Origin of the sequence: Rariglobus hedericola (genome assembly GCF_007559335.1) — a bacterium.
Lineage (GTDB): Bacteria > Verrucomicrobiota > Verrucomicrobiia > Opitutales > Opitutaceae > Rariglobus > Rariglobus hedericola.
The window spans coordinates 1,451,899-1,474,744 of sequence record NZ_VMBG01000001.1; the positions used below are offsets into that span (position 1 = coordinate 1,451,899).

General features: G+C 63.9%; 17 protein-coding genes. 10 read left to right on the top strand and 7 right to left on the bottom strand.

From position 1 onward, the window contains the following. Window positions 1-738, bottom strand: coding sequence for a sulfite exporter TauE/SafE family protein (locus tag FPL22_RS06350; RefSeq protein WP_144229261.1), 738 nt, complete (start codon window positions 736-738; stop codon window positions 1-3). Then, the gene (gene recF / locus FPL22_RS06355; protein WP_144229262.1) at window positions 735-1,817 is read right to left on the bottom strand and encodes a DNA replication/repair protein RecF; all 1,083 of its coding nucleotides are present in this window, start codon (window positions 1,815-1,817) and stop codon (window positions 735-737) included. The genes FPL22_RS06350 and recF overlap by 4 nt, the downstream gene beginning before the upstream one ends. A 157-nt stretch (window positions 1,818-1,974) precedes the next feature. Between recF and FPL22_RS06360 the strand changes: the two genes are divergently transcribed. Together FPL22_RS06360 and FPL22_RS06365 are read left to right on the top strand one after the other, a co-directional pair. Next, on the top strand, window positions 1,975-3,132 hold the full coding sequence (locus FPL22_RS06360) for an efflux RND transporter periplasmic adaptor subunit (protein WP_144229263.1): 1,158 nt from the start codon (window positions 1,975-1,977) through the stop codon (window positions 3,130-3,132). A 50-nt stretch (window positions 3,133-3,182) separates the two neighbouring features. After that, entirely contained in the window at window positions 3,183-6,299 is a 3,117-nt protein-coding gene (locus FPL22_RS06365; protein WP_144229264.1) for an efflux RND transporter permease subunit, read from the top strand. 1 nt (window position 6,300) lies between these two features. Here FPL22_RS06365 and FPL22_RS06370 read toward each other — a convergent pair whose 3' ends face one another. Next, window positions 6,301-7,479: a cysteine desulfurase family protein gene (locus FPL22_RS06370; protein WP_144229265.1), complete on the bottom strand. Its 1,179-nt coding sequence runs from the start codon at window positions 7,477-7,479 to the stop codon at window positions 6,301-6,303. A 138-nt stretch (window positions 7,480-7,617) separates the two neighbouring features. Here FPL22_RS06370 and kdpA point away from each other — a divergent pair, with 138 nt between their 5' ends. From kdpA to FPL22_RS06400, 7 genes are all read left to right on the top strand, one after another. Next, complete coding sequence (gene kdpA / locus FPL22_RS06375) at window positions 7,618-9,303, top strand: potassium-transporting ATPase subunit KdpA (RefSeq protein ID WP_144229266.1); 1,686 nt, start codon at window positions 7,618-7,620, stop codon at window positions 9,301-9,303. 61 nt (window positions 9,304-9,364) lie between these two features. Continuing rightward, window positions 9,365-11,440 carry a potassium-transporting ATPase subunit KdpB gene (gene kdpB, locus FPL22_RS06380; protein ID WP_144229267.1) on the top strand — a complete coding sequence of 692 codons (2,076 nt, stop codon included), beginning with the start codon at window positions 9,365-9,367 and terminating at the stop codon, window positions 11,438-11,440. A gap of 97 nt (window positions 11,441-11,537) precedes the next feature. After that, entirely contained in the window at window positions 11,538-11,690 is a 153-nt protein-coding gene (locus FPL22_RS17670) for a hypothetical protein (protein WP_162525212.1), read from the top strand. A 13-nt stretch (window positions 11,691-11,703) separates the two neighbouring features. Then, window positions 11,704-12,243 carry a K(+)-transporting ATPase subunit C gene (gene kdpC / locus FPL22_RS06385; protein WP_144229268.1) on the top strand — a complete coding sequence of 180 codons (540 nt, stop codon included), beginning with the start codon at window positions 11,704-11,706 and terminating at the stop codon, window positions 12,241-12,243. Between the two features lie 3 nt (window positions 12,244-12,246). Beyond that, the gene (locus FPL22_RS06390) at window positions 12,247-14,907 is read left to right on the top strand and encodes a sensor histidine kinase (protein WP_144229269.1); all 2,661 of its coding nucleotides are present in this window, start codon (window positions 12,247-12,249) and stop codon (window positions 14,905-14,907) included. Beyond that, complete coding sequence (locus FPL22_RS06395) at window positions 14,904-15,611, top strand: response regulator (protein ID WP_144229270.1); 708 nt, start codon at window positions 14,904-14,906, stop codon at window positions 15,609-15,611. The genes FPL22_RS06390 and FPL22_RS06395 overlap by 4 nt, the downstream gene beginning before the upstream one ends. A gap of 50 nt (window positions 15,612-15,661) precedes the next feature. Then, complete coding sequence (locus FPL22_RS06400) at window positions 15,662-16,177, top strand: peptidylprolyl isomerase (protein ID WP_144229271.1); 516 nt, start codon at window positions 15,662-15,664, stop codon at window positions 16,175-16,177. Window positions 16,178-16,549: 372 nt separating this feature from the next. Here FPL22_RS06400 and FPL22_RS06405 read toward each other — a convergent pair whose 3' ends face one another. From FPL22_RS06405 to FPL22_RS06420, 4 genes are all read right to left on the bottom strand, one after another. Further along, the gene (locus FPL22_RS06405) at window positions 16,550-17,074 is read right to left on the bottom strand and encodes a PAS domain S-box protein (protein ID WP_144229272.1); all 525 of its coding nucleotides are present in this window, start codon (window positions 17,072-17,074) and stop codon (window positions 16,550-16,552) included. Window positions 17,075-17,192: 118 nt separating this feature from the next. Continuing rightward, window positions 17,193-19,307 (bottom strand): hypothetical protein, encoded by a 2,115-nt coding sequence (locus FPL22_RS06410; protein ID WP_144229273.1) that lies wholly within the window; start codon window positions 19,305-19,307, stop codon window positions 17,193-17,195. A gap of 2 nt (window positions 19,308-19,309) precedes the next feature. Beyond that, window positions 19,310-19,675, bottom strand: coding sequence for a hypothetical protein (locus tag FPL22_RS06415; RefSeq protein WP_203235125.1), 366 nt, complete (start codon window positions 19,673-19,675; stop codon window positions 19,310-19,312). Window positions 19,676-19,692: 17 nt separating this feature from the next. Next, on the bottom strand, window positions 19,693-21,378 hold the full coding sequence (locus tag FPL22_RS06420) for an ABC transporter ATP-binding protein/permease (RefSeq protein WP_144229274.1): 1,686 nt from the start codon (window positions 21,376-21,378) through the stop codon (window positions 19,693-19,695). Between the two features lie 91 nt (window positions 21,379-21,469). Between FPL22_RS06420 and FPL22_RS06425 the strand changes: the two genes are divergently transcribed. Continuing rightward, complete coding sequence (locus FPL22_RS06425) at window positions 21,470-22,792, top strand: LemA family protein (RefSeq protein WP_162525213.1); 1,323 nt, start codon at window positions 21,470-21,472, stop codon at window positions 22,790-22,792. The last annotated feature ends 54 nt before the right edge of the window (window positions 22,793-22,846 follow it).

Sequence of the window (22,846 nt, forward strand, 5' to 3'; positions counted from 1 at the left end):
TTAGAACAAGAGTCTTATGCCCGCCACCGCGCTCAGGCCAAGCGCCAGATTTTCAAAGAGCTTCTGATTGATCTTCGGCAGCAGTTTCCGCCCCATCATCGCCCCGAGGAACACCGCCGGCGCCAGCATCAGGTTGAAGCCAAAACTGTCCGTGGTGATCAGTCCGAGGTTCACCATGAACGGAACCTTGAAGCAGTTGAGCAGCAGGAAAAATACCGCGCCCGTGCCCACGTATTCCATCTTCGGCAGTCGCATCGCCAGCAGATAAATTGCCATCAGCGGACCCGCCGCATTCGCGATCAGCGTGGTGAATCCCGCCAGCACGCCGATGGTCGGCGCGAACCAGGCACCATGCTCCGCCAACTCGCCTGGCTTCGCGCGCCAGCGCCGCCACAACTGCACGGTCACCATCACGAGAATGATCACGCCGATCAGCACACGCGCCTGCCGGTCGTCGATACGCCCCATCGCAAAATACCCGAGCACCACGCCCGCCGCCGTCCATGGCATCAGCCGGAAAACATGCGCCCACTTCGCGTGCGCTCGATACGACCACACCGCGACCACGTCACCGAAGATCAGCAGCGGCAGCACGAAGCCGCTCGATTGTTTCGCCGGAATGACGTTCGCAAACATCACGACGAACAGCATGCCGAGTCCTGCGATGCCGGTCTTCGACACGCCCACCAGCACCGCCCCGACAATCGCCAGCACCAGTTGCCACGGTTCAAGATTCATAAAGTAGTCTCCTTCGCAAATGCGCCGGCCGCCACGCGAAATACTTCCCATGAGCCCAGCTCGGCGTCCGGCAGGCTCGTGCCCGTTGCGATCACCTGACGCGACTCACCCAACGTCGCCCAAAACCGTTTCCGCCGCTCCGGATCGAGTTCGCCCAGCACGTCGTCCGCCAGCAGCAACGGCTCCACGCCCATGCGCGCGCGGAAAAAACTCACCTGCGCCAGCTGCAACGACAGAACCAAGCTGCGTTGCTGCCCTTCCGATCCATAGTCCTTCGCCGTGCGGCCGTTCAGCGTGAACAACAAATCATCACGGTGCGGCCCCGCCAGCGTCGTGCGAAACTGCGCGTCACGCGCCCGCCCGCGTTCGAACACGCCGAGCCACGCGTGCGCGTTCTCCGCCGTGATATCCGGCGCCAGCCGCAGCCCCGCCTGCTCCGCGTCGTCCGCGATCTGCGCATACGCCGTCGCCACATGCGCCGCCAGCTCCGCGACACCTGCCTCGCGCTTCACCTGCAACTCCGCCGCGGCCGTCGCCAGCGGTTTTTCAAACGCACCCAACTCCCCACCGCCCGCGCCGCGTTTGAGCAACGCATTCCGCTCCGCCAGCGCCTTGTGATAAGTCTGCAGCGCGCGCAAATAAGCCGTGTCCATCGCCGCCAGCGTGAAGTCCAGCCACCGCCGACGCAGTCCCGGCGCGCCGCGCACGAGTTGCTGGTCTTGCGAAGAAAATACCACGGTGGGAAACCGGCCGAGATAGTCCCCAAGTCGTGTCACTTTTTCGCCATCGCACCACACTTCTTTTCCGCCCGGACGCAGCTTGATCACCAGCTTGGTCACCCCGAATTTTTCGTGCTCAAACTCACAGGCCAGTGCCGCTTCCGTCTGCCCTTGCGCGATCAGCACCCGCGTGTCCGCCGTGCGAAACGAGCGCAACGCACTCACGAAACCGGCCGCCTCCAGCAAATTGGTTTTCCCCTGCCCATTATCGCCGACAAAAAACTGCTGCCGTCCCTCGAATGCCAGTTCGGCAAGGGGGATATTGCGAAAGTGCTGCAACGTGATCCGGCGAAGACGCATGAAAGACGCGCATTAGGCCGACATCACCCCGCGACCGGAATCAAATTCATAAGATAAATGATCCGTCCATCGCCTCGGTCGTTTTTTTTACTACAAATCTCCCCAAGCGGTTGCCATCGATCACTTCCTGATTCCAGTCCCAGCTTAATTTTTCCACATGTCGCTGAAACACGTCCTTCTGCCCGCCGCCTTTGCCTCCATTCTTGTGCTCGCGGGGTGTTCCAAAAAAACCGCCGCCGCTCCGGCCGCGCCCGCCGAGGTCGGCGTGATTTCCGTAGCTCCGTCGGCCATCACCCTCACCCGTGAACTGCCCGGCCGCACCTCCGCCTTTCTCGTCGCCGAAGTGCGCGCCCGCGTCAGCGGCATCGTGCTCCAGCGTCACTTCACCGAGGGCGGCGACGTGAAGGAGGGCCAGCTTCTCTACACGATCGATCCGGCTCCTTATCAGGCAGCCCTTGACAGCGCCAAGGCCAACCTCGCCCGAGCCGATGCCAACGCCGCCGTGATCCGCCTCCAGGCTGATCGCTCCAAAAAGCTCATCGATGCCCGCGCCATCAGCCAGCAGGAATACGATGACGTTGCCGCCTCCCACCTCGCCGCCGAGGCCGACGTCGCCGCCGCCAAAGCCGCCGTGCAGACCGCCGACATCAACATCGGCTACACGCGCGTCGCCGCCCCCGTCTCCGGTCGCATCGGACTCTCGCAGGTCACCCAGGGCGCCTATGTGCAGCAAGGCACCGCAACCTTGCTCGCCACCATCCAGCAGCTCGACCCGCTTTACGTCGACCTCACCCAATCCAGCACCGATGTGCTCCGCCTCCGCCGCGACCTCGCCGCCGGCAAACTCCAGCGCGCCGGCGAAAGCGCCGCCAAGGCCGAACTGCTTCTCGATGACAACAGCGTCTACTCCCAGAACGGCACCCTCCAGTTCTCCGATGTGACCGTCAACGCCTCGACCAACTCGATCACCCTCCGCGCGATTTTCCCCAATCCGAAAAACGAACTCCTCCCCGGCATGTTCGTCCGCGCGCGTCTCCAGGAAGGCACCACCCCCGACGCGATTCTCGTTCCGCAGCTCGCCATCACCCGTAATTCCAAGGGCGAGGCCACCGCGCTGGTCGTCGGCGCCGAAAACAAGGTCGAGCTGCGCGTCCTCCGCACCGATCGCGCCGTGGGCAACCAATGGCTCATCGCCGACGGACTCAAAGCGGGCGATCAGGTCATCGTGCAAAACCTTCAGCGCATCCGTCCCGGCGCCGTCGTGAAACCGGTTCCCGCCACCAACGTCCCGGCCTCCACCGTCGCCGCCCGCTGAGCGAACGCCGCTCCGTCCGTCCTCAGTCCTCCGTAATCCGTCCTCCGCTCATGGCCCGCTTCTTCATCGACCGTCCCATCTTCGCCTGGGTCATCGCCATCGTCATCATGGTGGCCGGCGTCCTTTCCATCGTCGGCCTGCCGATCTCGCAATACCCAAGCATCGCCCCGCCCGCGATCACCATCAATGCCGTCTATCCCGGCGCCTCCGCCAAGACCCTCGAAGACACCGTCACGCAGGTCATCGAGCAAAAGCTCAGCGGCATCGACAACCTCCGCTACATGGAGGCCACCAGTGACTCCGCCGGCAACGTCGCGATCACCCTCACGTTCAACAACGGCACCAACGCCGACACCGCCCAGGTCCAGGTTCAGAACAAGCTTTCCCTCGCCATGCCGCTCCTCCCGCAGGAGGTGCAGCAGCAGGGCGTGCGCGTCGACAAATCCGTCCGCAACTTCCTGCTCGTCGTCGGCTTCATTTCCACCGACGGCTCCCTCAACACCGCCGACCTTGGTGACTTGGTCGTCGGTTCTATTCAGGATCCGCTCAGCCGCGTTCCCGGCGTCGGCGACATTCAGGTATTCGGAACCCAATACGCCATGCGCGTGTGGCTCGACCCGAACAAGCTCGTCAACTTCCGGCTCACCACCGCCGAGGTGGCCGACGCCATCCGCGCCCAAAACGCCCAGGTCTCCGCCGGTCAGCTCGGCGGTCTGCCTGCGGTGAAAGAACAGCTCCTCAACGCCACCATCGTCGCCCAGACCCGCCTGCAGACGGCCGGCGAGTTCGAGAAGATTCTCCTGCGCGTCAATCCCGACGGCTCCCGCGTGCTTCTCAAAGATGTCGCCCGCATCGAACTGGGCAGCGAGAGCTACACCCGTGACGCCCGATTCAGCGGACAACCCGCGGTCGGCATGGCCATTCGTCCCGCCACCGGTTCCAACGCCCTTGAAACCGTCGACGCCATCCGCGCCCGTATCGCCGAACTCGAACCGTTTTTTCCGCCCGGCGTAAAGACCGTGTATCCGTTGGATACGACGCCGTTCGTCCGACTCTCCATTCACGAGGTGATCAAGACCCTCGTCGAGGCCGTCATCCTGGTGTTCCTGGTGATGTATCTCTTCCTTCAAAATTTCCGCGCCACGCTCATTCCGACCATCGCGGTGCCGGTCGTGTTGCTAGGCACGTTCGCCATCATGGCGATTGCCGGTTTCTCCATCAACACCCTCACGCTCTTCGGCGTAGTGCTGGCGATCGGTCTCCTCGTGGACGACGCCATCGTCGTCGTCGAAAACGTGGAGCGTATCATGTCCGAGGAAGGACTGTCTCCCGTCGAGGCCACGCGAAAATCCATGGACCAGATCACCGGCGCCCTCGTCGGAATCGGCATGGTGCTCTCCGCCGTGTTTATCCCGATGGCGTTTTTCGGCGGCTCCACCGGCGTGATTTACCGCCAGTTCTCCATCACCATCGTGTCGGCCATGGCCCTGTCCGTAATCGTCGCCATCGTGCTCACACCCGCGCTCTGCGCCACGATGCTCAAGCCCATCGCCAAGGGCCACCACGCCTCTGATCGCGGTTTCTTCGGCTGGTTCAACAAGATCTTTGATCGCAACGCCGACCGTTACGCCAAGGGCGTCGGCGGCCTCGTGAAACGCGGCAAGCGTTCGATGCTGGTCTACACCATTCTCCTTGTCGTGCTCGGCTGGCTCTTCGTCCGCACTCCCACGGGCTTTCTGCCCGCCGAGGACCAGGGCATCATGTATGTGCAGGCGCAGCTTCCTCCCGGCTCCACCGTGGCGCAGTCGCTGGCCGTTCTCGAAAAAATCGAGCACCACTTCCTCGTGGACGAAAAGGAATCCGTCGAAGGCATGTTCGGCGTCACCGGCTTCAGTTTCTCCGGCTCCGGCCAAAACCAGGTCTTCGGCTTCGTCCGTCTCAAGGACTGGGACGAGCGCAAACGCGCCGACCAAAAAGTCGATGCCATCCAAAAGCGTGCCATGGGTAAGTTCTCGCAAATCAAAGAGGCTTTCACCGTCGCCTTCGTGCCACCCGCCGTGTTCGAACTCGGCAGCGCCACCGGTTTCGATTTCCGCCTCACCGACAACGCCAACCAGGGCCACGAGGCGCTCATGGCCGCGCGCGATCAATTCCTCGGGCTCGCCCGCCAGCATCCCGCGCTCGCCAGCGTGCGCGCCAACGGTCTCGACGACACCCCGCAGTATCGTCTCGCGATCGATCAGGAAAAAGCCGGTGCCCTCGGTCTGTCCCTCGCCGAAATCAACCGCACGCTCTCGACCGTCTGGGGATCCTCCTACGTCAACGACTTCATCGACAAGGGCCGCGTGAAAAAAGTCTACCTTCAGGGTGACGCCCCGTTCCGCATGCTGCCGTCCGACGTCGATCTTTGGTATGTGCGCAATTCCACCGGCGGCATGGTGCCGTTCTCCGCCTTCTCCACCGCGAGCTGGACCTATGGCTCGCCCAAGCTGGAGCGTTTCAACGGCACGCCTTCGATCGCCATTCTCGGCGAACCCGCCCCCGGCCACAGTTCGGGCGAAGCGATGGACACCATTGTCGAACTCTCCAAAAAACTCCCGCCCGGCTTCGGCATCCAGTGGAGCGGCCTGTCGTATGAAGAGCGTCTCTCCGGCTCGCAGGCGCCCGCGCTCTACGCGATCTCGATCCTCATCGTGTTCCTGTGTCTTGCCGCGCTCTACGAGAGTTGGTCCATCCCCGCGTCGGTCATCATGGTCATCCCGCTCGGCGTGCTTGGCACGCTCATCGGCGCTCTCCTGCGCAGCATGCCCAACGACGTTTATTTCCAGGTCGGCCTGCTCACCATCGCCGGTCTCTCCGCGAAAAACGCCATCCTCATCGTCGAGTTCGCCAAGGAAAACTACGAGAAAGGCATGAGCCTCGCCGAAGCGGCCGTCCACGCCGCCCGTCAGCGTCTGCGCCCGATCCTGATGACCTCACTTGCCTTCGGTCTCGGCGTGACTCCGCTCGCCATCGCCAGCGGCGCCGGCTCGGGCAGTCAAAACGCCATCGGCACCGGCGTCCTCGCCGGCACGATCAGCGCAACCATCCTCGGTATTTTCCTTATCCCGGTATTTTTCGTGGTCGTGCTCAGCGTCTTCCACGTGAAGCCGAAAAAGACCGAGTAAGTCAGCGCAACTCACCGGCCACCGCACCGAATGCGGTGGCCAGAGCCTGCCAGTCCTCGCGCGTGGTCTCCCAGCCGGAGCTCACGCGCACCACGCGCTTCGCCGTCTCCGCATCGAAGCCCATCGCCGCGAGCACATGCGAAGGCCCGCCCTTCCCCGTCGCGCACGCCGAGCCTGTGGACACCTGAAACCCGCGTTTATCGAGCCGCGTGACCCACCGCGTGTTATCCGCAAACGGCATCACCAGCGACACCGTATTCCACAGCCGGTCGGCACCCGCCGCGACCACGCGCACACCCGGCACCATCGCAGCAACTTCGCGCTCAAACTCTTCGCGCCACGTCAGGCGTTCGGTCTCTAAGAAAACCTTCTTCTGTTCGGCATCCGCGAGCGCCGCACCCATCGCCGCGATCCCCGGAAAATCCTCCGTGCCCCCGCGCTGCCCGCGTTCCTGACCACCGCCAAGCTGCGCGCGCAATCCCTCGCTTTGAGGAGCGAGCTTGAGCAAGCCGACTCCCTTCGGACCGCCAAATTTATGCCCCGCCGCGATGACAAATCCGGTGCCACCGACCCCGCCCGCCGGAAGCTTTCCGAGCCATTGCGACGCGTCGCAGAGATACGCCACCCCTGCCTCCGCGCACGCTACAGCGATCTCATTCCAAGGCTGCAACACCCCCGTCTCATTATTCGCCGCCATCACCACCACCGCCGCCACTTTGCCCGGTCTACTCGCAATCTCCGCGCCCAGAACACCCGCAGAACGATCCAGTTTGTCACTTAATAAGTTACAAACCCTCAGATCATTGAAATCAACAATGCCTTCCGAATTCAACTTCAGCCACTTGATACGGTTTCCAAAATGGTTCTTTAACGGCTCCAGCACACACGGATGCTCGGTCGGGTTCACCGCGATCACCGCATCGGCGGGCAAGGTTTTCGCCCACCACGCGATCACCGCATTCGCCGCCTCGGTCGCGCCCGACGTGAACACATAACGCTCTGCTTCATCGCCCAGCAAAATCGCAAACTTCTCCCTCGCCGCCTCCAGCCGTATCTTCGCCTGCGCTCCCGTGCGATACGGACTCGACGGATTATGCCAAGCCTCGTCCTGCGCACGCAGCCACGTCTCGCGGGCAACCGCTGCCAGCGGCGTTGTGGCATTGTGATCGAAGTAAGGCATCAGTCCGTCACTGAAATCCCAAACGCCCCCAGGCCCAACTCCAAAAATGCCTCCATTGTCCTCGCGTTAACGTTTTCTTAACGCCCCCGCGCCTCCTCTTAATTACCCAAGTCCGCCCCGCTCCGCTATTCTGCGGACATGACCGCATCCGACTTCGCGTATCTCGCGCTCTTCCTGCTCTCGCTCCTCGCCGTGACGCCGCTCCTCGGCCGCTGGCTCGCCGGCGTCCTCGAAGGCACACCGCCAAGATTTCTCCGCTGGCTGCTCCCCGTCGAGCGCGTGATCTACCGCCTTGGCGGCATCGACGCCCGCGCCGACATGACCTGGAAACACTACGCCGGCGCACTCATCATCTTCAACGTGCTGGGCTTCGTCACCGTGTTCGCGCTCCAACTCCTCCAAGCCCGCCTGCCGCTCAACCCCGCCGACTTCTCGGCCGTCCCGCTCGGTGTCGCCGTCAACACCGCTGTGTCGTTCATGACGAACACCAACTGGCAGGCCTATTCCGGTGAAGCCTCTCTCGGCTATCTCACGCAGATGGCCGGCCTCGGCGTGCAAAACTTCCTCAGCGCCGCCACCGGCCTCGCCGTCATGGCCGTCCTCGCCCGCGGTCTCACCCGCAAATCTACCCGAGGCCTCGGCAACGTCTGGGCCGATCTCGTTCGCACCACGCTCTACGTGCTCGTGCCCCTCAGCTTCCTCCTCGCCGTCGTCCTCGTTTCACAGGGCGTCGTCATGTCGTTCTCCGGCTACACCACCGCCACGACCCTCGAAGGCGCGCAGCAGATCATCCCGTCCGGCCCCGCCGCCTCACAGATCGCCATCAAACAACTCGGCACCAACGGCGGTGGTTTCTTCGGGCTCAACTCCGCCCACCCCTTCGAAAACCCCACACCGCTCTCCAACTTTCTCCAAACCCTCGCCATCCTCGCCCTGCCCGCCGGCTGCGTTTACGCCTTCGGCCGCCTCACCGGCGCACGCCGTCACGCCTGGGTGCTCTTCGGCGTGATGACCGCTTTCTTAATCGGCGCGCTCAGTCTGTCATTGTGGAGTGAATACAGCTCGCCCGGGTCCGCTTCTCTCGCGCTGGAGGGCAAGGAAGTGCGCTTCGGCATCACGCCGTCGTTGCTCTGGGCCAACGCCACGACCGTCGCCTCCAACGGCTCCGTCAACGCCATGCACTCGTCCCTCTCTCCGCTGGCGGGCGGCATCGCGCTCTTCAACATGCTGCTCGGAGAAATCATCTTCGGCGGCATCGGCTCAGGCCTCTACGGCATGGTCATGATCGTGATCCTCACCGTGTTCCTCGCCGGACTCATGGTCGGTCGCACCCCCGAATACCTCGGCAAAAAAATCGAGTCCTTCGAGGTCAAGATGGCTGCGATCGCCGTCCTCGTGCCGTGTCTCGCCGTGCTCGTCGGTTGCGCCGCGTCGTTCGCCACCGAGGCCGGACGCACCGCCGTGGGCAACGGCGGACCGCACGCCCTCACCGAAATCCTCTACGCCTGGGGTTCGATGGCCAACAACAACGGCTCCGCCTTCGGTAGCCTCACCGCGACCGGTAATCTCTACACTTACGGCGGTGCGCTCGCCATGCTCATCGGCCGTTTCGCCGTCCTCATCCCCGTCATTGCGCTCGCCGGCAGTCTCGCCGCCAAAAAAACCACGCCACCGTCCGACGGCACGTTCCCCACCGACGGCAGCCTCTTCGCCGCCCTCCTCATCGGCGTCATCGTGATCGTCGCCGCCCTCACCTACTTCCCCGCGCTCACCCTCGGCCCCGTCCTCGAACACCTCCTCCTCACCTCTGGCCGCACATTCTAAACCAAGCCGGTTTGTAACTTAATAAGTTACAAACTCCGGTCCCTCCATTTCCGATTATTTTATGAAATCAAATTCCTCCACCTGGAATTCAGCTCTTTTCACCCGCGCCGTGCTCGACTCGTTTCGTAAGCTCGACCCGCGCGTCCTGCGTCGCAATACGGTCATGTTCATCACCGCCCTCGGTGCGCTGTTGGTCACAATTGTCGCCATCCACGACGCGCTCGCCGGCGCACTTTCCGGTTTCACCGTGCAGATCACGTTGTGGCTGTGGTTCACCGTCCTCTTCGCCAATTTTTCCGAGGCCATCGCCGAGGGGCGCGGCAAGGCCCAGGCCGACACCCTTAAACGCCTTCGCACCAAAACCACCGCACGCCGCCTGATCGGCAACCGCGAAGAATCCGTCTCCGCCGCCGACCTGCGCAAGGGCGACATCGTCGTCTGCGAAACCGGCGACACCATTCCCGCCGACGGCGAGGTCACCGAGGGTATCGCCAGCGTGGACGAGTCCGCCATCACCGGCGAATCCGCCCCCGTTATCCGCGAGAGCGGTGGCGACCGCAGTGCCGTCACCGGTGGAACGCGCGTCTTGAGTGATCGCATCGTGGTCCGCGTCTCCGTCGAACCCGGCGGTGGTTTTATCGACCGCATGATCGGCCTCGTCGAAGGTGCCTCGCGCCAGCGCACACCCAACGAGATTTCCCTCGGCATCCTCCTGGTTGCGCTCACCGCCGTCTTCCTCGTGGTCGTCGCCACGCTGCCTTTCTTCGCGCGTTTCTCCGAACAACTCGCCGGACAACCGGGCGCCGTCAGCGATTCGATTCCCGTGCTCGTCTCGCTGCTCGTGTGCCTCATTCCCACGACCATCGGCGGCCTGCTCAGCGCCATCGGCATCAGTGGCATCGACCGCCTCACCCGTCGCAATGTCATCGCCACGTCCGGCCGCGCCGTCGAAGCCGCTGGCGACATCGACGTCCTCCTGCTCGACAAGACCGGCACCATCACCCTCGGCAACCGCCAGGCCGTCGAGTTCATTCCCGCGCCCGGCTTCACTGCCGCCGACACCGCCGCCGCCGCCCGTCTCGCCTCCCTCGCCGACGAAACGCCCGAGGGCCGCAGCATCGTCGTCCTCGCCAAGGAGTCGTTCAACTTGCGCCAGCCCGAGCCCGCCACTGCCCAAGCCGTATTCGTTCCCTTCACCGCGCAAACCCGCATGAGCGGCGTAGACCTGCCGGGTGGCCGCTCCCTCCGCAAAGGCGCCGCCGACAACGTCCGCGCCTGGATCGAATCCCAGCACGGCACGTGGCCCGCCGAAGTCACCGCCTCGGTTGATCGCGTCGCCCGCGCCGGCGGCACACCACTCGTTGTCTCCGACGGCCCGCAGGTCCTCGGCGTCGTTTACTTAAAAGACGTCGTCAAAGGCGGCATCAAAGAGCGTTTCGCCGAGCTGCGCCGCATGGGCATCCGCACCATCATGATCACGGGCGACAACCCGCTCACCGCCGCGGCCATCGCCGCCGAGGCCGGTGTGGACGACTTCCTCGCGCAAGCCACGCCCGAGATGAAGCTCGCGCGCATCCGCGAAGAACAGGCCGGCGGCCGCCTCGTCGCCATGACCGGTGACGGCACCAACGACGCCCCCGCGCTCGCCCAGGCTGATGTCGGCGTCGCCATGAACACCGGCACGCAAGCCGCCCGCGAGGCCGGCAACATGGTCGATCTGGACAGTAATCCCACGAAGCTCATCGAGATCGTTTCCATCGGCAAACAACTGCTCATGACCCGCGGCGCGCTCACCACGTTCTCCATCGCCAACGACGTCGCCAAATACTTCGCGATCATCCCCGCACTCTTCGCCGGTCTCTACGCCGTCTCCGGCGGCGCCACCGGCCCGCTCTCGATCTTGAACTTCATGGGCCTGCACTCCGCCGAGAGCGCGATCCTCAGCGCGGTGATTTTCAACGCCCTGATCATCATCGCCCTCGTGCCCCTCGCCCTCCGCGGCGTGCGTTACCGTGCGGGTTCCACCCGGTCCCTGCTCGCCCGCAATCTCCTCATCTACGGCGTCGGCGGCGTGATCGCCCCGTTCATCGGCATCAAGCTCATCGATGTCGCCCTCGTCACATTGCACCTCGCCTAACGGAGGACGGACCTCCTGGTCCGTCCCCTTCATCATCGCCCTCCTCACTCATCCAAACCGACGGACCAGGAGGTTCGTCCTCCTAAAGACGCCCTCCATGAAACCCCGCCGCTTCACCGACGCCCTCACCGTGCTCCTTCTGCTCACCGCGGGCATTCTGCTTTTCTCCCTCGGTCGCTGGAGCGGATTACATTCAAACGATCACGACCACCCGGCCGACTCCCGCGTCGACTGGCCGGCCAAAAACTAAACTCCCTCTCTTCATGAAAACTCTCCTTCAATCCCTGCGCCTCTTCCTCGTTCTCACCGTTCTGACCGGTGTCGTTTACCCCCTGGCCGTCTGGGCCGTCGGCCGCCTCTCCTTCCACGATGCCGCCGAGGGTTCGCTCCTCACGCGTGACGGCCGGGTCGTCGGCTCCGCGCTTCTCGCGCAAAAGTTCACCAGCAACCGTTACTTCACCTCGCGCCCGTCGGCCGGCGATTTTGCCACCGTCGCCTCCGGTGCCAGCAACCTCGCGTGGACCAGCGCCAAGCTCCGCGACCGCCTCGCCGCCGCGCCCGCCGGACAACCCGCCGACCTCGCCACCACCAGCGGCAGCGGACTCGATCCGCACCTCTCGCCCGAAGCCGTCGCCGTGCAACTCGACCGCGTCGCCACCGCCCGCCACCTCGATGCCGCCCGTCGCGCCCAACTCAACGAACTGGTTGCCCGCCACACCGAAGGCGGTCAGCTTACCCCCCAGCGCGTGAACATCCTCCAGCTCAACCTCGCCCTCGACGCCGCCTTCCCGTCCACGCCTTGATCGATGCACGCCGTTCGCCCCGATCCCGATGAATTGCTGGCGGCCCTCCCGCCCGACGACTCGCGCCCGCGCCCCGGACGTCTGAAAATCTTCCTCGGGATGAGCCCCGGCGTGGGCAAGACCTACGCCATGCTCCGCGCCGGGCACGCCGAACTCGCCGACGGCGGCGACGTCGTGATCGCCTTCGTCGAAACCCACGGCCGCGCCGAAACCACCGCGCTCACCGCCAATCTCCCCGCCATCCCCCGCCGTCGTATCGAACATCGCGGCACCTGGATCGAGGAGATGGATGTCGATGCCGTCCGCACCCGCAGGCCGCAGTTCGCGCTCGTCGACGAACTCGCCCACACCAACGCCGCCGGCTCCCGTCACGCCAAGCGCTGGCAGGACGTCCTCGAGTTGCTCGAAAACGGTATCAGTGTTTTCACTACGCTCAACATCCAGCACGTCGAGTCCCGCGCCGACGCCGTGCGCCAGATCACCGGCGCCACCCAGCACGAGACCGTCCCCGACTCCCTCCTCGACCGCGCCGACGAACTCGAGCTCGTCGACCTCACCCCCGAGGCGCTCCTCGAACGTCTGCGCGAGGGCAAAGTCTACGATCCCGCCCGCGCCGCCGCCGCGCAGGAAGGTTTTTTCCGCGAGACGCATCTCACCGCATTGCGCGAACTGGCTCTCCGCACGACCGCCGAACGCGTTGACCGCCAGCTCCGCACCCTCCGCGCCGGCGGCGAACGCCACACCGTCTGGCGCAGCGGCGAACGCCTCCTCGTCGCCGTCGGCCCGAGTCCGTTTTCCACCCAACTCGTCCGCTGGACCCGCCGCATGGCCGCCGTGCAGGGCGCACCGTGGGTCGCCGTCCACGTCGAGACGTCCGGCACGTTGTCCGACGACGCCCAGCGTCTCCTCGACCGCAACCTCGCGCTCGCCCGCGAACTCGGCGCCGAGGTCGTCATCACCCACGACGAGCACGTTCCCACCGCCCTCGTGCGCACCGCCCTCCGCCACAACGCCACGCAGATCGTCGTCGGCAAACCCCGCGGCTCGATCCTTTGGGAAACGCTGCGCGGCGGTTCGCTGGTGGACCGCCTGCTCCGCCTCGGCGGCAACATCGACATCCACGTCGTCCCCGCCGAAACCAAATCACCGCGCCTCCCCGCGTTTTTCGACAAATCCCTCCGCAGCCGTCCCTCTGAATACGGTCTCGTCGCCGGCGTGCTCGCCATCATCACCGCCTTGGGACTGCTCCTGCCCGCCGACACCTACCTCGCCGTCGGTCTCGTTTATTTACTCGCCGTGATCGCCCTCAGCCTTCGCACCGGTCGCGGGCCCGTGCTCGCCGCGGGCCTGTTGAGCGCGCTCACCTGGAACTTCCTCTTCATTCCGCCGCGCTTCACGTTTCACATCAGCAAAATCGAGGAAGCCACGCTCTTCGTGACTTACTTTATCGTCGCGATCATTGCCGGACAACTCACTTCGCGCATCCGTGCGCAAGGCGCCAACGAACGCAAACGCGAGGAGCGCGCCACCGCCTTGTTCGAGCTCACCCGCGCCCTCGCCGCCGCCCGCACGCTCGACGACGCCGTATTCAGCGCGCTGCGACAAGCCGACCAGCTCTTCTCCGCGCAGACCACTTTGCTGCTCCCCGACGCAGACGACCGGCAGCTGATTCCGCACTTCGCCGCCTCGTTCACGCTCACCGAAAAAGAACTCGGCGTGGCCTCCTGGTCGTGGCGCCAAGCCCGCCCCGCCGGCCGTTTCACCGACACGTTGCCGGGCAGCGCCGGTTTTTATTTTCCGCTGATTCGCGAAGAACGCGCCATCGGCGTGCTAGGCGTCGTCGTTCCCGCCGGACGCGATCTCACACTCGCGCAACGCGACTTGGTGGAAGCCTTCGCCCGCCAGCTCGCGCTCAGCGTGGAGAGCGACCAGCTCCGCGCCGCGCAGGAACGCGAAAAACTCCTCGCCGCCTCCGACAAACTCCACCGCGTCCTCCTCGACAGCGTCTCGCACGAACTGCGCACACCCCTTGCCGTGATTTCGTCGTCGCTCGAAAATCTCGAACAAGCCGACGCCTCCCTGCGCAACGATCTTCTCGCCGAGGCCCGCACCGCCACGCATCGCCTCAACCGCCTCGTCGGCAACCTGCTTGACCAGACCCGCCTCGAAAGCGGCGCGCTCAAACCCCGCGTCGATTGGTGCGATGTCGGAGATCTGCTCAACGCTGCCGTGGATCAGGTGCGCGATGCGCTGGTCGATCATCCGCTCACCCTCGACGCCGCGCCCGACCTCCCGCCCATCCGCGCCGACTTCGCCCTCACCGAGCAGGCCCTCGTCAACCTGCTGCTCAACGCTGCGCGCCACACGCCAGCCGGCACGGCTGTCACGTTGTCCGCGCAACTTAATGCCGAGGCCTCGCGCATTCTCTTCTCGGTCGCCGACCGCGGCCCGGGTCTCCCTCCCGCAATGACCGGTAACCTCTTCGCCAAATTTGCGCGCGGCGACCACGCCCGCGCCGGCGGACTCGGACTCGGCCTGTCGATCGTGCGCGGTTTCATCCGCTCCCAAGGCGGCGACGTTACCGCCGAGAACCGCCCCGATGGCGGCGCTGTCTTCACCCTTTACCTGCCCTACGCGCGGGCCGACGCTCGCGAACCGTCATGACCACACCCGCCGCCCTGCCCGCGCCCGCTTTGCTCGTGATCGACGACGAGGCGCAGATCCGTCGCCTGCTGCGGGTCACTCTCGAAGCCGGTGGCTACCGCGTTCGCGAAGCCGAGACCGGCGCGCAAGGTCTCCACGAAATCGCTCTCAACGCGCCCGATGGCATCATCCTTGATCTTGGCCTGCCCGACATGGACGGCGGCGAAGTCGTCCGCCGTCTGCGCGAATGGTCACGCCTGCCCGTGCTCGTGCTCTCGGTGCGCGGCTCCGAGGACGACAAAATCGCCGCCCTCGACGCGGGTGCCGACGACTACCTCACCAAGCCTTTCGGCGGGCGCGAACTGCTCGCCCGCGTGCGTGCCATCCTGCGCCGCGTGCAGTCCACCGGCGAACAAGCCATCGTCCAAATCGGTGACATCGAGATCGACCAGGTCGCCCGCCTCGTGCGCCGTAAAGGCGAAGAGGTTCACCTCACCGCCAAGGAATACGCGCTGCTCCGCCTGCTCGTTCAACATCGCGGCAAGGTCGTCACTCACCGCCAGATCCTCCGCGAGCTTTGGGGTCCGCAGGCCGAGGAGAACACGCACTACCTGCGCGTGCAGATGACGCATCTGCGCCAAAAACTCGAAGCGAACCCGCAGACTCCGCAGCTCCTTAAAACCGAACCCGGCGTAGGTTACCGCCTGATCGACGCCACGGCCTGAGTTCAAGGCTTGCGAAGGCCATTTCGCGGAGGCTTGCTTGGACCTTTCCCATGAGCAATTCCAACGAACAAGCCATCATCAAGACCGCCTACGGCGAAATGACCGTCGAATTCTGGTCCGACGTCGCCCCTAAGACTGTCGAAAACTTCAAAAAACTCGCCAACGAGAAGTTCTACGACGGCACTGCGTTTCATCGCATCATCAAGGGCTTCATGATCCAGGGCGGCTGCCCCAACACCAAGAAGGGTGCCCGCGGCATCCCCGGCACCGGCGACCCCGGCTACAAGATCAAGGCCGAGTTCAATGACCGCCACCACGACCGCGGCGTCCTCTCGATGGCCCGCTCCTCCAGCCCCGATTCCGCCGGCTGCCAGTTCTTCATCTGCAACGGCAACGCCCGCTTCCTCGACAAACAATACACCGCCTTCGGCAAGGTCATCGCCGGCGACGACGTCCTCGAGAAGATCTCCAATCTCCCCACCACCCACGGCGGCGGCGGCGAAAAGAGCACCCCGATCGAGCGCGTCGAGGTCGAGAGCATCCGTATCGTTCCCGGCAAGGAATAATCCTCCCGCGCACGGATCGCACACGCGACTCCTGCCCTTTCAAAACCGGCTCCCGTTCACGGGCGCCGGTTTTTTCATGTCTCGTTTCAAGGCCTTTTTAACACAGAGGTCGCAGAGGACACTGAGGCGCGGAGGGCGGACTGAAGACGGACTACAGAGGACTGAGGACGGACGGAACCGAGAGGCCGAGGGAGCAATACGGAGTGACGGAGAACAGAGTTGGAAACATGAAAGTCAGAGAGAACCCGTCTGTTTTCTGTTCTTAGTAGTCTGTTCTCTGTTCTCTGTAGTCCGTCGTGTCCGCCCTCTGTGTTCTCTGCGACCTCTGCGTTTAAACTTCTGATGCTCCGGCGAAGCGTTCTCACCCGCTGATCAACGCCTCGCGAGCAGCGCAGGCAGCGACGCTTCAAAAGCGTGCAACTGACTGTGCGTGACACCCGGCTCGCGCCGGATGGTTTCCAACAGGTGGTTGCGCGTATCTTCCATCGCACTTTCGTCCTGCATGGCGATGCGGCGCACGATGCCCACGAGCCCGAGGGTCTCACCGCGCGAGTTGGCGACGATCTGCTTGATTGCGGACGAGAAGAACCGCTCGCCGTTCGCGTTCTGCGATTCCTGCATTTTGATCACCGGAATGCGCGTGTCGAAAAGCCGCGTCTCGTCGGCAAAAAACGCCTCGGCCAGTTCACGCGGGAAAAGATCGAAATCGTTTTTTCCGACCACCTCTTTTTGCTTTCGCCCGAGGTTGGCCAGATGCGCGCGGTTGTTGTAGAGAAAGCGGCTGTCGGTATCCTTGATGAAGACGAAATCACGGACCTCATCGAGGATGGAAAGGAGGAGGCTGCAGTGCGTGTTTTTGACGTAAATCGCCAAATCGGAGGTATCGATGGTCAGCATGGGGGTATGGGGTTGAAGCGATAAAGTTCTTAGCTCTGAGACGCTTCGAATCCAAGCGAGGAAACACGCAAAACCACGAATCCGGAAAAATCCCGATATCCGTCCCCGCGCCGCCCGTTTACTTCTCGACCGTGACCGGCACTTCCGTCGCCAGCTGGGTCATGATCGACTCACTCACGCGGGTCAGTCCAGTGCGGGCGATCTGGCTGGCGGGATGAATATCTTGGGCAGCCAGATACTGGGTGAGGCTGGCGGCGTAGCGTTGTTCGGTCTCGTAGCGTTTGGCCTGGTCGAGCCTGCCGATAAACTCCGCCACGCGCGGGGCGAGCTGCGCCATGCGCTGGTTGAGAATCACGTCGTTGGGCGCAAACGCGGTCGCGGCAGCCAGCGCTTCCCAGGCGGAATACGCGTTGTTTTGGGCGAGCAGTTCCTCGGTCTGGGCGAGGTAGATTTCCACGCGAGCCATGCGGTCGATCACGGCCTTGAGCTGCGGTCCGCGGACATTGTCGTTGAGGAACGCCACCGCGAGTTCGGCGCGTTTTTCATAGATACGGCGGAAGTCGTCCCGCTTGAACGCATCGTCAAACACCACGCCGGCCTGGGTGCCGAGGTCGGCCTGAGAGGCCATGTTCTCGGTGTAGTTCTTAATGGCGGGATTGAGCGGCCAGAGTTGTGCGGCTTTTTCGACAAACTCCTGGGCCTTCGAATAGTTTCCGGTGGCGGCGGCTTGCTGCGCGGCGTTGAGCGAGAGCGTGCTCATGCGCTGGGCGGAGCGCACGGCGGCGTTCACCTCGGGTGCGCGGAAATCCTTCGTCAGCGTGCCGATCTCCTCGGTAAGACCGATCACCGCATCGTAGTCGCGCAGGTCGGCGAGCTTACGGGCTTCATCGACCTTGCGGTAAAGCGTGAGCAACGCCTCTTTGCGCGCCGGCTCGAACTGGGTGACGGCCGGCATGTATTCGCCGAGGAAGAACGTTTCCTGCAGGCGTTCGAGCGCGGCGACCTTGCGGCCGTCGTCATAGTTGGAGCGCACGGCCGCCATGCCGCTATTGATGTCATTGATCGCCTCGCGCGAGAGGAACTCGATCGTCTCGACGGTTAGCGCGAGATCGGTCGAAGGAAGAAACGACGACAGCTCTTTCTTGCCCACTTCGAGGTTCTGGTGGGAACCCTTGAAAATGTAACGGTAGAAACTCGAGGCGATCAGCGCATGTTGAAAACGGCGCTGGAGAAAAAGGCTCATGATCTGGCTCTGAAACTGGAGCTTGGCCTGGGTGACGGAGAGCAGACCCGCCGCCTCAAGCGACTTGATCTTGGCCTCGGTCTCGGCGAGTTCGCGCGCGCGGAAAAGCTGGCCGACCGGCCCTACCGTGGAACTGCCGCCGATCGTCTGCTTCGGCTGGGTGTTCCCGTTGTTGTTATTATTATTGTTGTTGTTCCGGCTACCGTTCTGGCCGCCCGTGGTGGTCGTAGTGCCGTTGTTGCCGGTCGTCGTCGTGGTGCCGCCGGAATCGTTGGAATTGCCGGTGCTGAGATTGCCCAGGATCGCCGAACCCGAAATGGCGTCGGCCGCATTCTTGCCGGTTTCAGCCGCCATCGTATCACCCGCATAAACCACGCTCGCCGACTGCTGGCGGCGGATGCGCTGGAGCTCCGTCTGCGTCACGGTGAACGCCTGCTTCTCGTCGCGGATGCGCCAGGCGTTGAAAATCTGGTTGGCCACGCCGAGGCTGTTGCCGCCGTCCGCGTCGTATTCGGATGCCCGATACAGGAGCTTCCAGGCCTCGACGACCGAGTCTTGGGAGCCGTTGGCGGTGCGAGTCGAGAGGAGTTTGAAAATCTCATCGAGCGTCGCGCCGTAAACATCCTGATCGCGGGTGGGAGGCAGCGACAGGTAGCGCTCGAAGCGCCCGCGGAAGACGCGGAACTGGCCCATGTCGTAAGAATGGCCTTTCCAGTTCATCGTGCCGTTCTCGGGATTGATCGAGTCGGAGTTGGTGTCGAACGCCTGATTGATGATCTGCAGCAGCGTGCCGCTTTCGAGGCTGTTGATGTTCACCGCACGGGCGAGCGACTCGGTGGCGCCTGCGCGGCTGCCGGTGGCGTTGGCGGCAGTGCCGGTGGCGGCGGCCGGAGCGGCGGTGCCGGTGTTGGGGGCGTTAAACAGATCGGACTGCGCGCGTGCTGCCGTGACGGTAGCGAGGGCGGCAAAAATCAGGGTAAAGCGGCGCATGATCAGAGTTTTTTGAGGCGTTCGACGTAGAGGAGTCCGCCTTTGCGCACGGTGATTTCGAAGCGGTAGCGCTGGGCCACGAGCAGGTTCGCCTTCAGCGAATCGGCGATGAATACCGGCAGGCGGGCGTCGTCGCGCAGCGTGCGCACCGCGATAAGCCGGCCCACGCCTTCGCGCCAGTTGAGTTGCGCGTCGATCTCGGCCTCCAGCGAGTAACGGTTGCCCTGCAAGTTGTCCGGTGCCGAGAGAAAGGCGCGGACCGGAAAAGGCTCGCCGGAGCGCCCGCAACCGGACGCAAAAAACATCGGGACGACCAAGGCCGCCAAGATCCAGAAACGAGTCACAAAACGTTTAGACGACGGCGACATAGGGGTGGTTTCAAACGTCACGGCCAGCATTTTCTCTGGCAACCCCAAAACACCAGCGCGGCTCCCGTCAGCAAGTGTGCACCGAGGACACCGACCGCGACCAGCGGCGGCGACAACCAGCCTTTGTCCAGCGTGCCCACCGCGTCGTAAAAACTGGAGTCGGTCATCGCCGTGAGGTAACCCGCCCAGCCCCAGTAGGTCGCGATGAACGGCCGCACCGCCCAGACCAGCGCGGCCGGCAGCGCCAGCACCACGCCGGAGAGCGGCAGTTGAAAGCCCACGAGATAAATCGACAGGAGCGAGGCCTTGTCCGGCGAGGACAACATGGCCGACAACCCGAGGCACACCACGCTCATCGACGCACCGGTCACGCTCAGCACCGCGAGTTGCGCGCCCCACCCGCCCGGGAATTCGCAGAGAAGTTTCACGAAGACCGTCATCCACGCACCCTGCGCCGCGCCGAGCAGCGCCGTGTAGAGGAGTTTGGACCACGCGTAGGCGACCGGACGCAGGCCCGACATGCGTTCCTTTTCATAGAGCGTGCGCTCGGCCGCGATCTCGCGTGCGCCGTTGTTGCTGCCCATCAGGCACAGCAGGATCACTTGGAAAATAATCAACCCCGAGACCAGCGTGGCCGTCTCCGCCGCCGCCTGCCGGTGGGACGCCTTTGCCTGTAACATCTCCAGGAATCCGCCCGTCGTTTCCAACGCCAGTCCCTTCATCTGCGGCAGTCCGCCCAGCGCAAAAATCACCACGAGACAGGGAAACCCAAACGTGATCGCCATCGTGAGCAACAAGTAGCCGCGATCGCGCACCAGCAGTCGCCAGCGACGCGCCAGCAAGGTGACCAGTTGCGAGCCGACCGAGGGCCGCGCCGATACCCGACGCGAACCGGCCGGCAACGGTGCGGGCGAAACGGAGCCGGCGTGGCTTTCGCCCTGCGCGGCGACCACGGCCGCCCAGCGGTCGCGCCACTCCTCCTGCGTCTGTTCGCTCAGGCGGTCGTAGAGTTCGAGCGCATCGGAAATGCCAAAGTGTTCCAGCATGGCCGCCAGCGGGCCCTGCCACACGACCACGCCTTCGAAGACCACGGTGACGGTGTCGAACTGGGAGAGCTTCGCGAGATTGTGGATCACGCACACGACCGTCTTCCCACGTTGTTCGACCAGCGCACGCAACACCGCGATGATTTGATCCTCCGAGCGCGGATCGAGTCCGCTGGTGACCTCATCGCACAGCAGGCACCGCGGATCGGTCGTGAGCTCGAGCGCGAGACCAAGGCGGCGCAATTGTCCGCCACTGAGTTTTTCGACCAGGGTCGCGCCGCGTTCCTGCAACCCGACGAGCTGGAGTAATTCGTCGTTGCGCGCGGCCAGCGTGGCTTCGTCGGTTTTCTGATAGAGTTTCAGCGCGTATCCCACGGCCTCGGCCACCGTGAGTTTGCCATGGGCGATGCTGAACTGCGGGGCAAAGGCCACGTCGCGCAGCAACTCCTCGCGCGAAGCGAGCGGGTGTCCGTGCAGGAGCACTTCGCCCTCGGATGGGAGGATGTCGAGGATGCCCTTGAGCAGCGTCGTCTTGCCGCAACCCGAGGGGCCGATCAGCGCGTGCAGACCGCCGGCGGCAAAATGGGCGGTGGCGCCATGCACGAGGGCCGGCGCATTGGGTTTCGGACGAACGGTGAGGTTGCGGCAGGAAAGCATGGGGCTACTGGGCCGCATCATCACGGAAGCATCGAAAGACGGAAGCCCTGAAACAATTACCTGTATAAATTCGTCGTTTCGCCCACAACCCATGCGACCGATGCATGATGCCCATATCGTCGTCCTGATTGGATCCCTGCTCGCCGCGGCCTGCCTGTGGGCCAGCTTGCGATTGCGCCGTCGCCAGCGTCTGCTTCACGACCTGCCCACGTCCAAGACGCTCGGCGTTTTCATCGGCATGGTGGAGCTCAAGGGCTCCGCCGAGAGCGAAGAGCCGCTCTCCAGCCATCTCGCCGAGTGCCCGTGCGTGATCTACTCCTGGAAAGTCGAGGAACACTGGTCGCGCACCGTGACGAGCACCGACAGCAAAGGCCGCACAACCACACGGCGCGAGAGCGGTTGGAAAACCGTCGATGAGGGCGGCCAGTCGATCCCGTTTTATCTGCGCGATGAAGAGGGCGTGGTGCTCATCCGGCCCGAGGGTGCGAGCTACGAACTGCTGACCGTGTTCGACCAGACGGTGAATGATAACGAGCCGCTTTATTACGCGAAGGGTCCGCGTCACGCCGTGTCGCACTCCGACTACCGGCGCCGGTTCACCGAGCAAGCCATCCGCCTGCACGCGCCGGTTTACATCGTCGGTCCGGCCCGCGAACGCGACGACATCGTCGCCCCCGAAATCGCCGCGCAGGATGATGCGCCGCTTTACCTGATCTCCGTGCGCAGCGAGGAACGCGTGCAATCAAGCCTCGCCGGTTGGTCGTGGTTTTGGTGGGCGCTCGGCCTGATCATCGCAGCCGTGCCGTTGATCATCCTGTTCGTCTCCGAGGCCCGCGACTGGCAGACTTCGCCCGAAAACGGCGGACTGCTGCTCACCGGTTATCTCGTCGTCTGGAGTGCGACGTGGGTCTGGATGGTTTACAACAGCCTCGTCGGCCTGCGCGAACGCGTTCGTCAGGGCGCGTCGTTGATCGATGTGCAGCTCAAGCGCCGCCACGATTTGCTGCCCGCGCTCACGGCCACCATCGGCGGACTCGGTTCGCACGAACGCACCGTGCAGGAAACACTCGCCTCCCTTCGCGCCCAGACCACCGCCACCCCACGCGGTGCCGCCGGCCCCGATTTCGCGGGCGTCGCCGCGCAACTCCGCGTCGTGATTGAGAACTACCCCGCGCTCACCGCGCAGACCGGCTTCTCCGCGCTCCATGACCAACTGGTCGAGACCGAGCAACGCATCGCCCTCGCCCGCGCTTACTACAATGACATCGCCACCCAGTTCGCCACCCGTCTGGAAATCGTCCCCGATCGCTGGGTCGCAAGCCTCGGCTCCATGAAACCCGAGCCCTTGCTCGCCGCCGCCCACTTCGAACGCGCCGCGGTGAACGTAAATTTTACGGACACAAACCGGATTTAACGCAGAGGACACAGAGCCCGCAGAGAGCAAACACTTCATAATACAGAATTAAAT

What these genes read in the sequence shown, in the direction of transcription:
- FPL22_RS06350 (WP_144229261.1), bottom strand. Translation starts at nt 738, where the DNA reads ATGAATCTTGAACCGTGGCAACTGGTGCTGGCGATTGTCGGGGCGGTG.
- recF (WP_144229262.1), bottom strand. Translation starts at nt 1,817, where the DNA reads ATGCGTCTTCGCCGGATCACGTTGCAGCACTTTCGCAATATCCCCCTT.
- FPL22_RS06360 (WP_144229263.1), top strand. Translation starts at nt 1,975, where the DNA reads ATGTCGCTGAAACACGTCCTTCTGCCCGCCGCCTTTGCCTCCATTCTT.
- FPL22_RS06365 (WP_144229264.1), top strand. Translation starts at nt 3,183, where the DNA reads ATGGCCCGCTTCTTCATCGACCGTCCCATCTTCGCCTGGGTCATCGCC.
- FPL22_RS06370 (WP_144229265.1), bottom strand. Translation starts at nt 7,479, where the DNA reads ATGCCTTACTTCGATCACAATGCCACAACGCCGCTGGCAGCGGTTGCC.
- kdpA (WP_144229266.1), top strand. Translation starts at nt 7,618, where the DNA reads ATGACCGCATCCGACTTCGCGTATCTCGCGCTCTTCCTGCTCTCGCTC.
- kdpB (WP_144229267.1), top strand. Translation starts at nt 9,365, where the DNA reads ATGAAATCAAATTCCTCCACCTGGAATTCAGCTCTTTTCACCCGCGCC.
- FPL22_RS17670 (WP_162525212.1), top strand. Translation starts at nt 11,538, where the DNA reads ATGAAACCCCGCCGCTTCACCGACGCCCTCACCGTGCTCCTTCTGCTC.
- kdpC (WP_144229268.1), top strand. Translation starts at nt 11,704, where the DNA reads ATGAAAACTCTCCTTCAATCCCTGCGCCTCTTCCTCGTTCTCACCGTT.
- FPL22_RS06390 (WP_144229269.1), top strand. Translation starts at nt 12,247, where the DNA reads ATGCACGCCGTTCGCCCCGATCCCGATGAATTGCTGGCGGCCCTCCCG.
- FPL22_RS06395 (WP_144229270.1), top strand. Translation starts at nt 14,904, where the DNA reads ATGACCACACCCGCCGCCCTGCCCGCGCCCGCTTTGCTCGTGATCGAC.
- FPL22_RS06400 (WP_144229271.1), top strand. Translation starts at nt 15,662, where the DNA reads ATGAGCAATTCCAACGAACAAGCCATCATCAAGACCGCCTACGGCGAA.
- FPL22_RS06405 (WP_144229272.1), bottom strand. Translation starts at nt 17,074, where the DNA reads ATGCTGACCATCGATACCTCCGATTTGGCGATTTACGTCAAAAACACG.
- FPL22_RS06410 (WP_144229273.1), bottom strand. Translation starts at nt 19,307, where the DNA reads ATGCGCCGCTTTACCCTGATTTTTGCCGCCCTCGCTACCGTCACGGCA.
- FPL22_RS06415 (WP_203235125.1), bottom strand. Translation starts at nt 19,675, where the DNA reads ATGTCGCCGTCGTCTAAACGTTTTGTGACTCGTTTCTGGATCTTGGCG.
- FPL22_RS06420 (WP_144229274.1), bottom strand. Translation starts at nt 21,378, where the DNA reads ATGCTTTCCTGCCGCAACCTCACCGTTCGTCCGAAACCCAATGCGCCG.
- FPL22_RS06425 (WP_162525213.1), top strand. Translation starts at nt 21,470, where the DNA reads ATGCGACCGATGCATGATGCCCATATCGTCGTCCTGATTGGATCCCTG.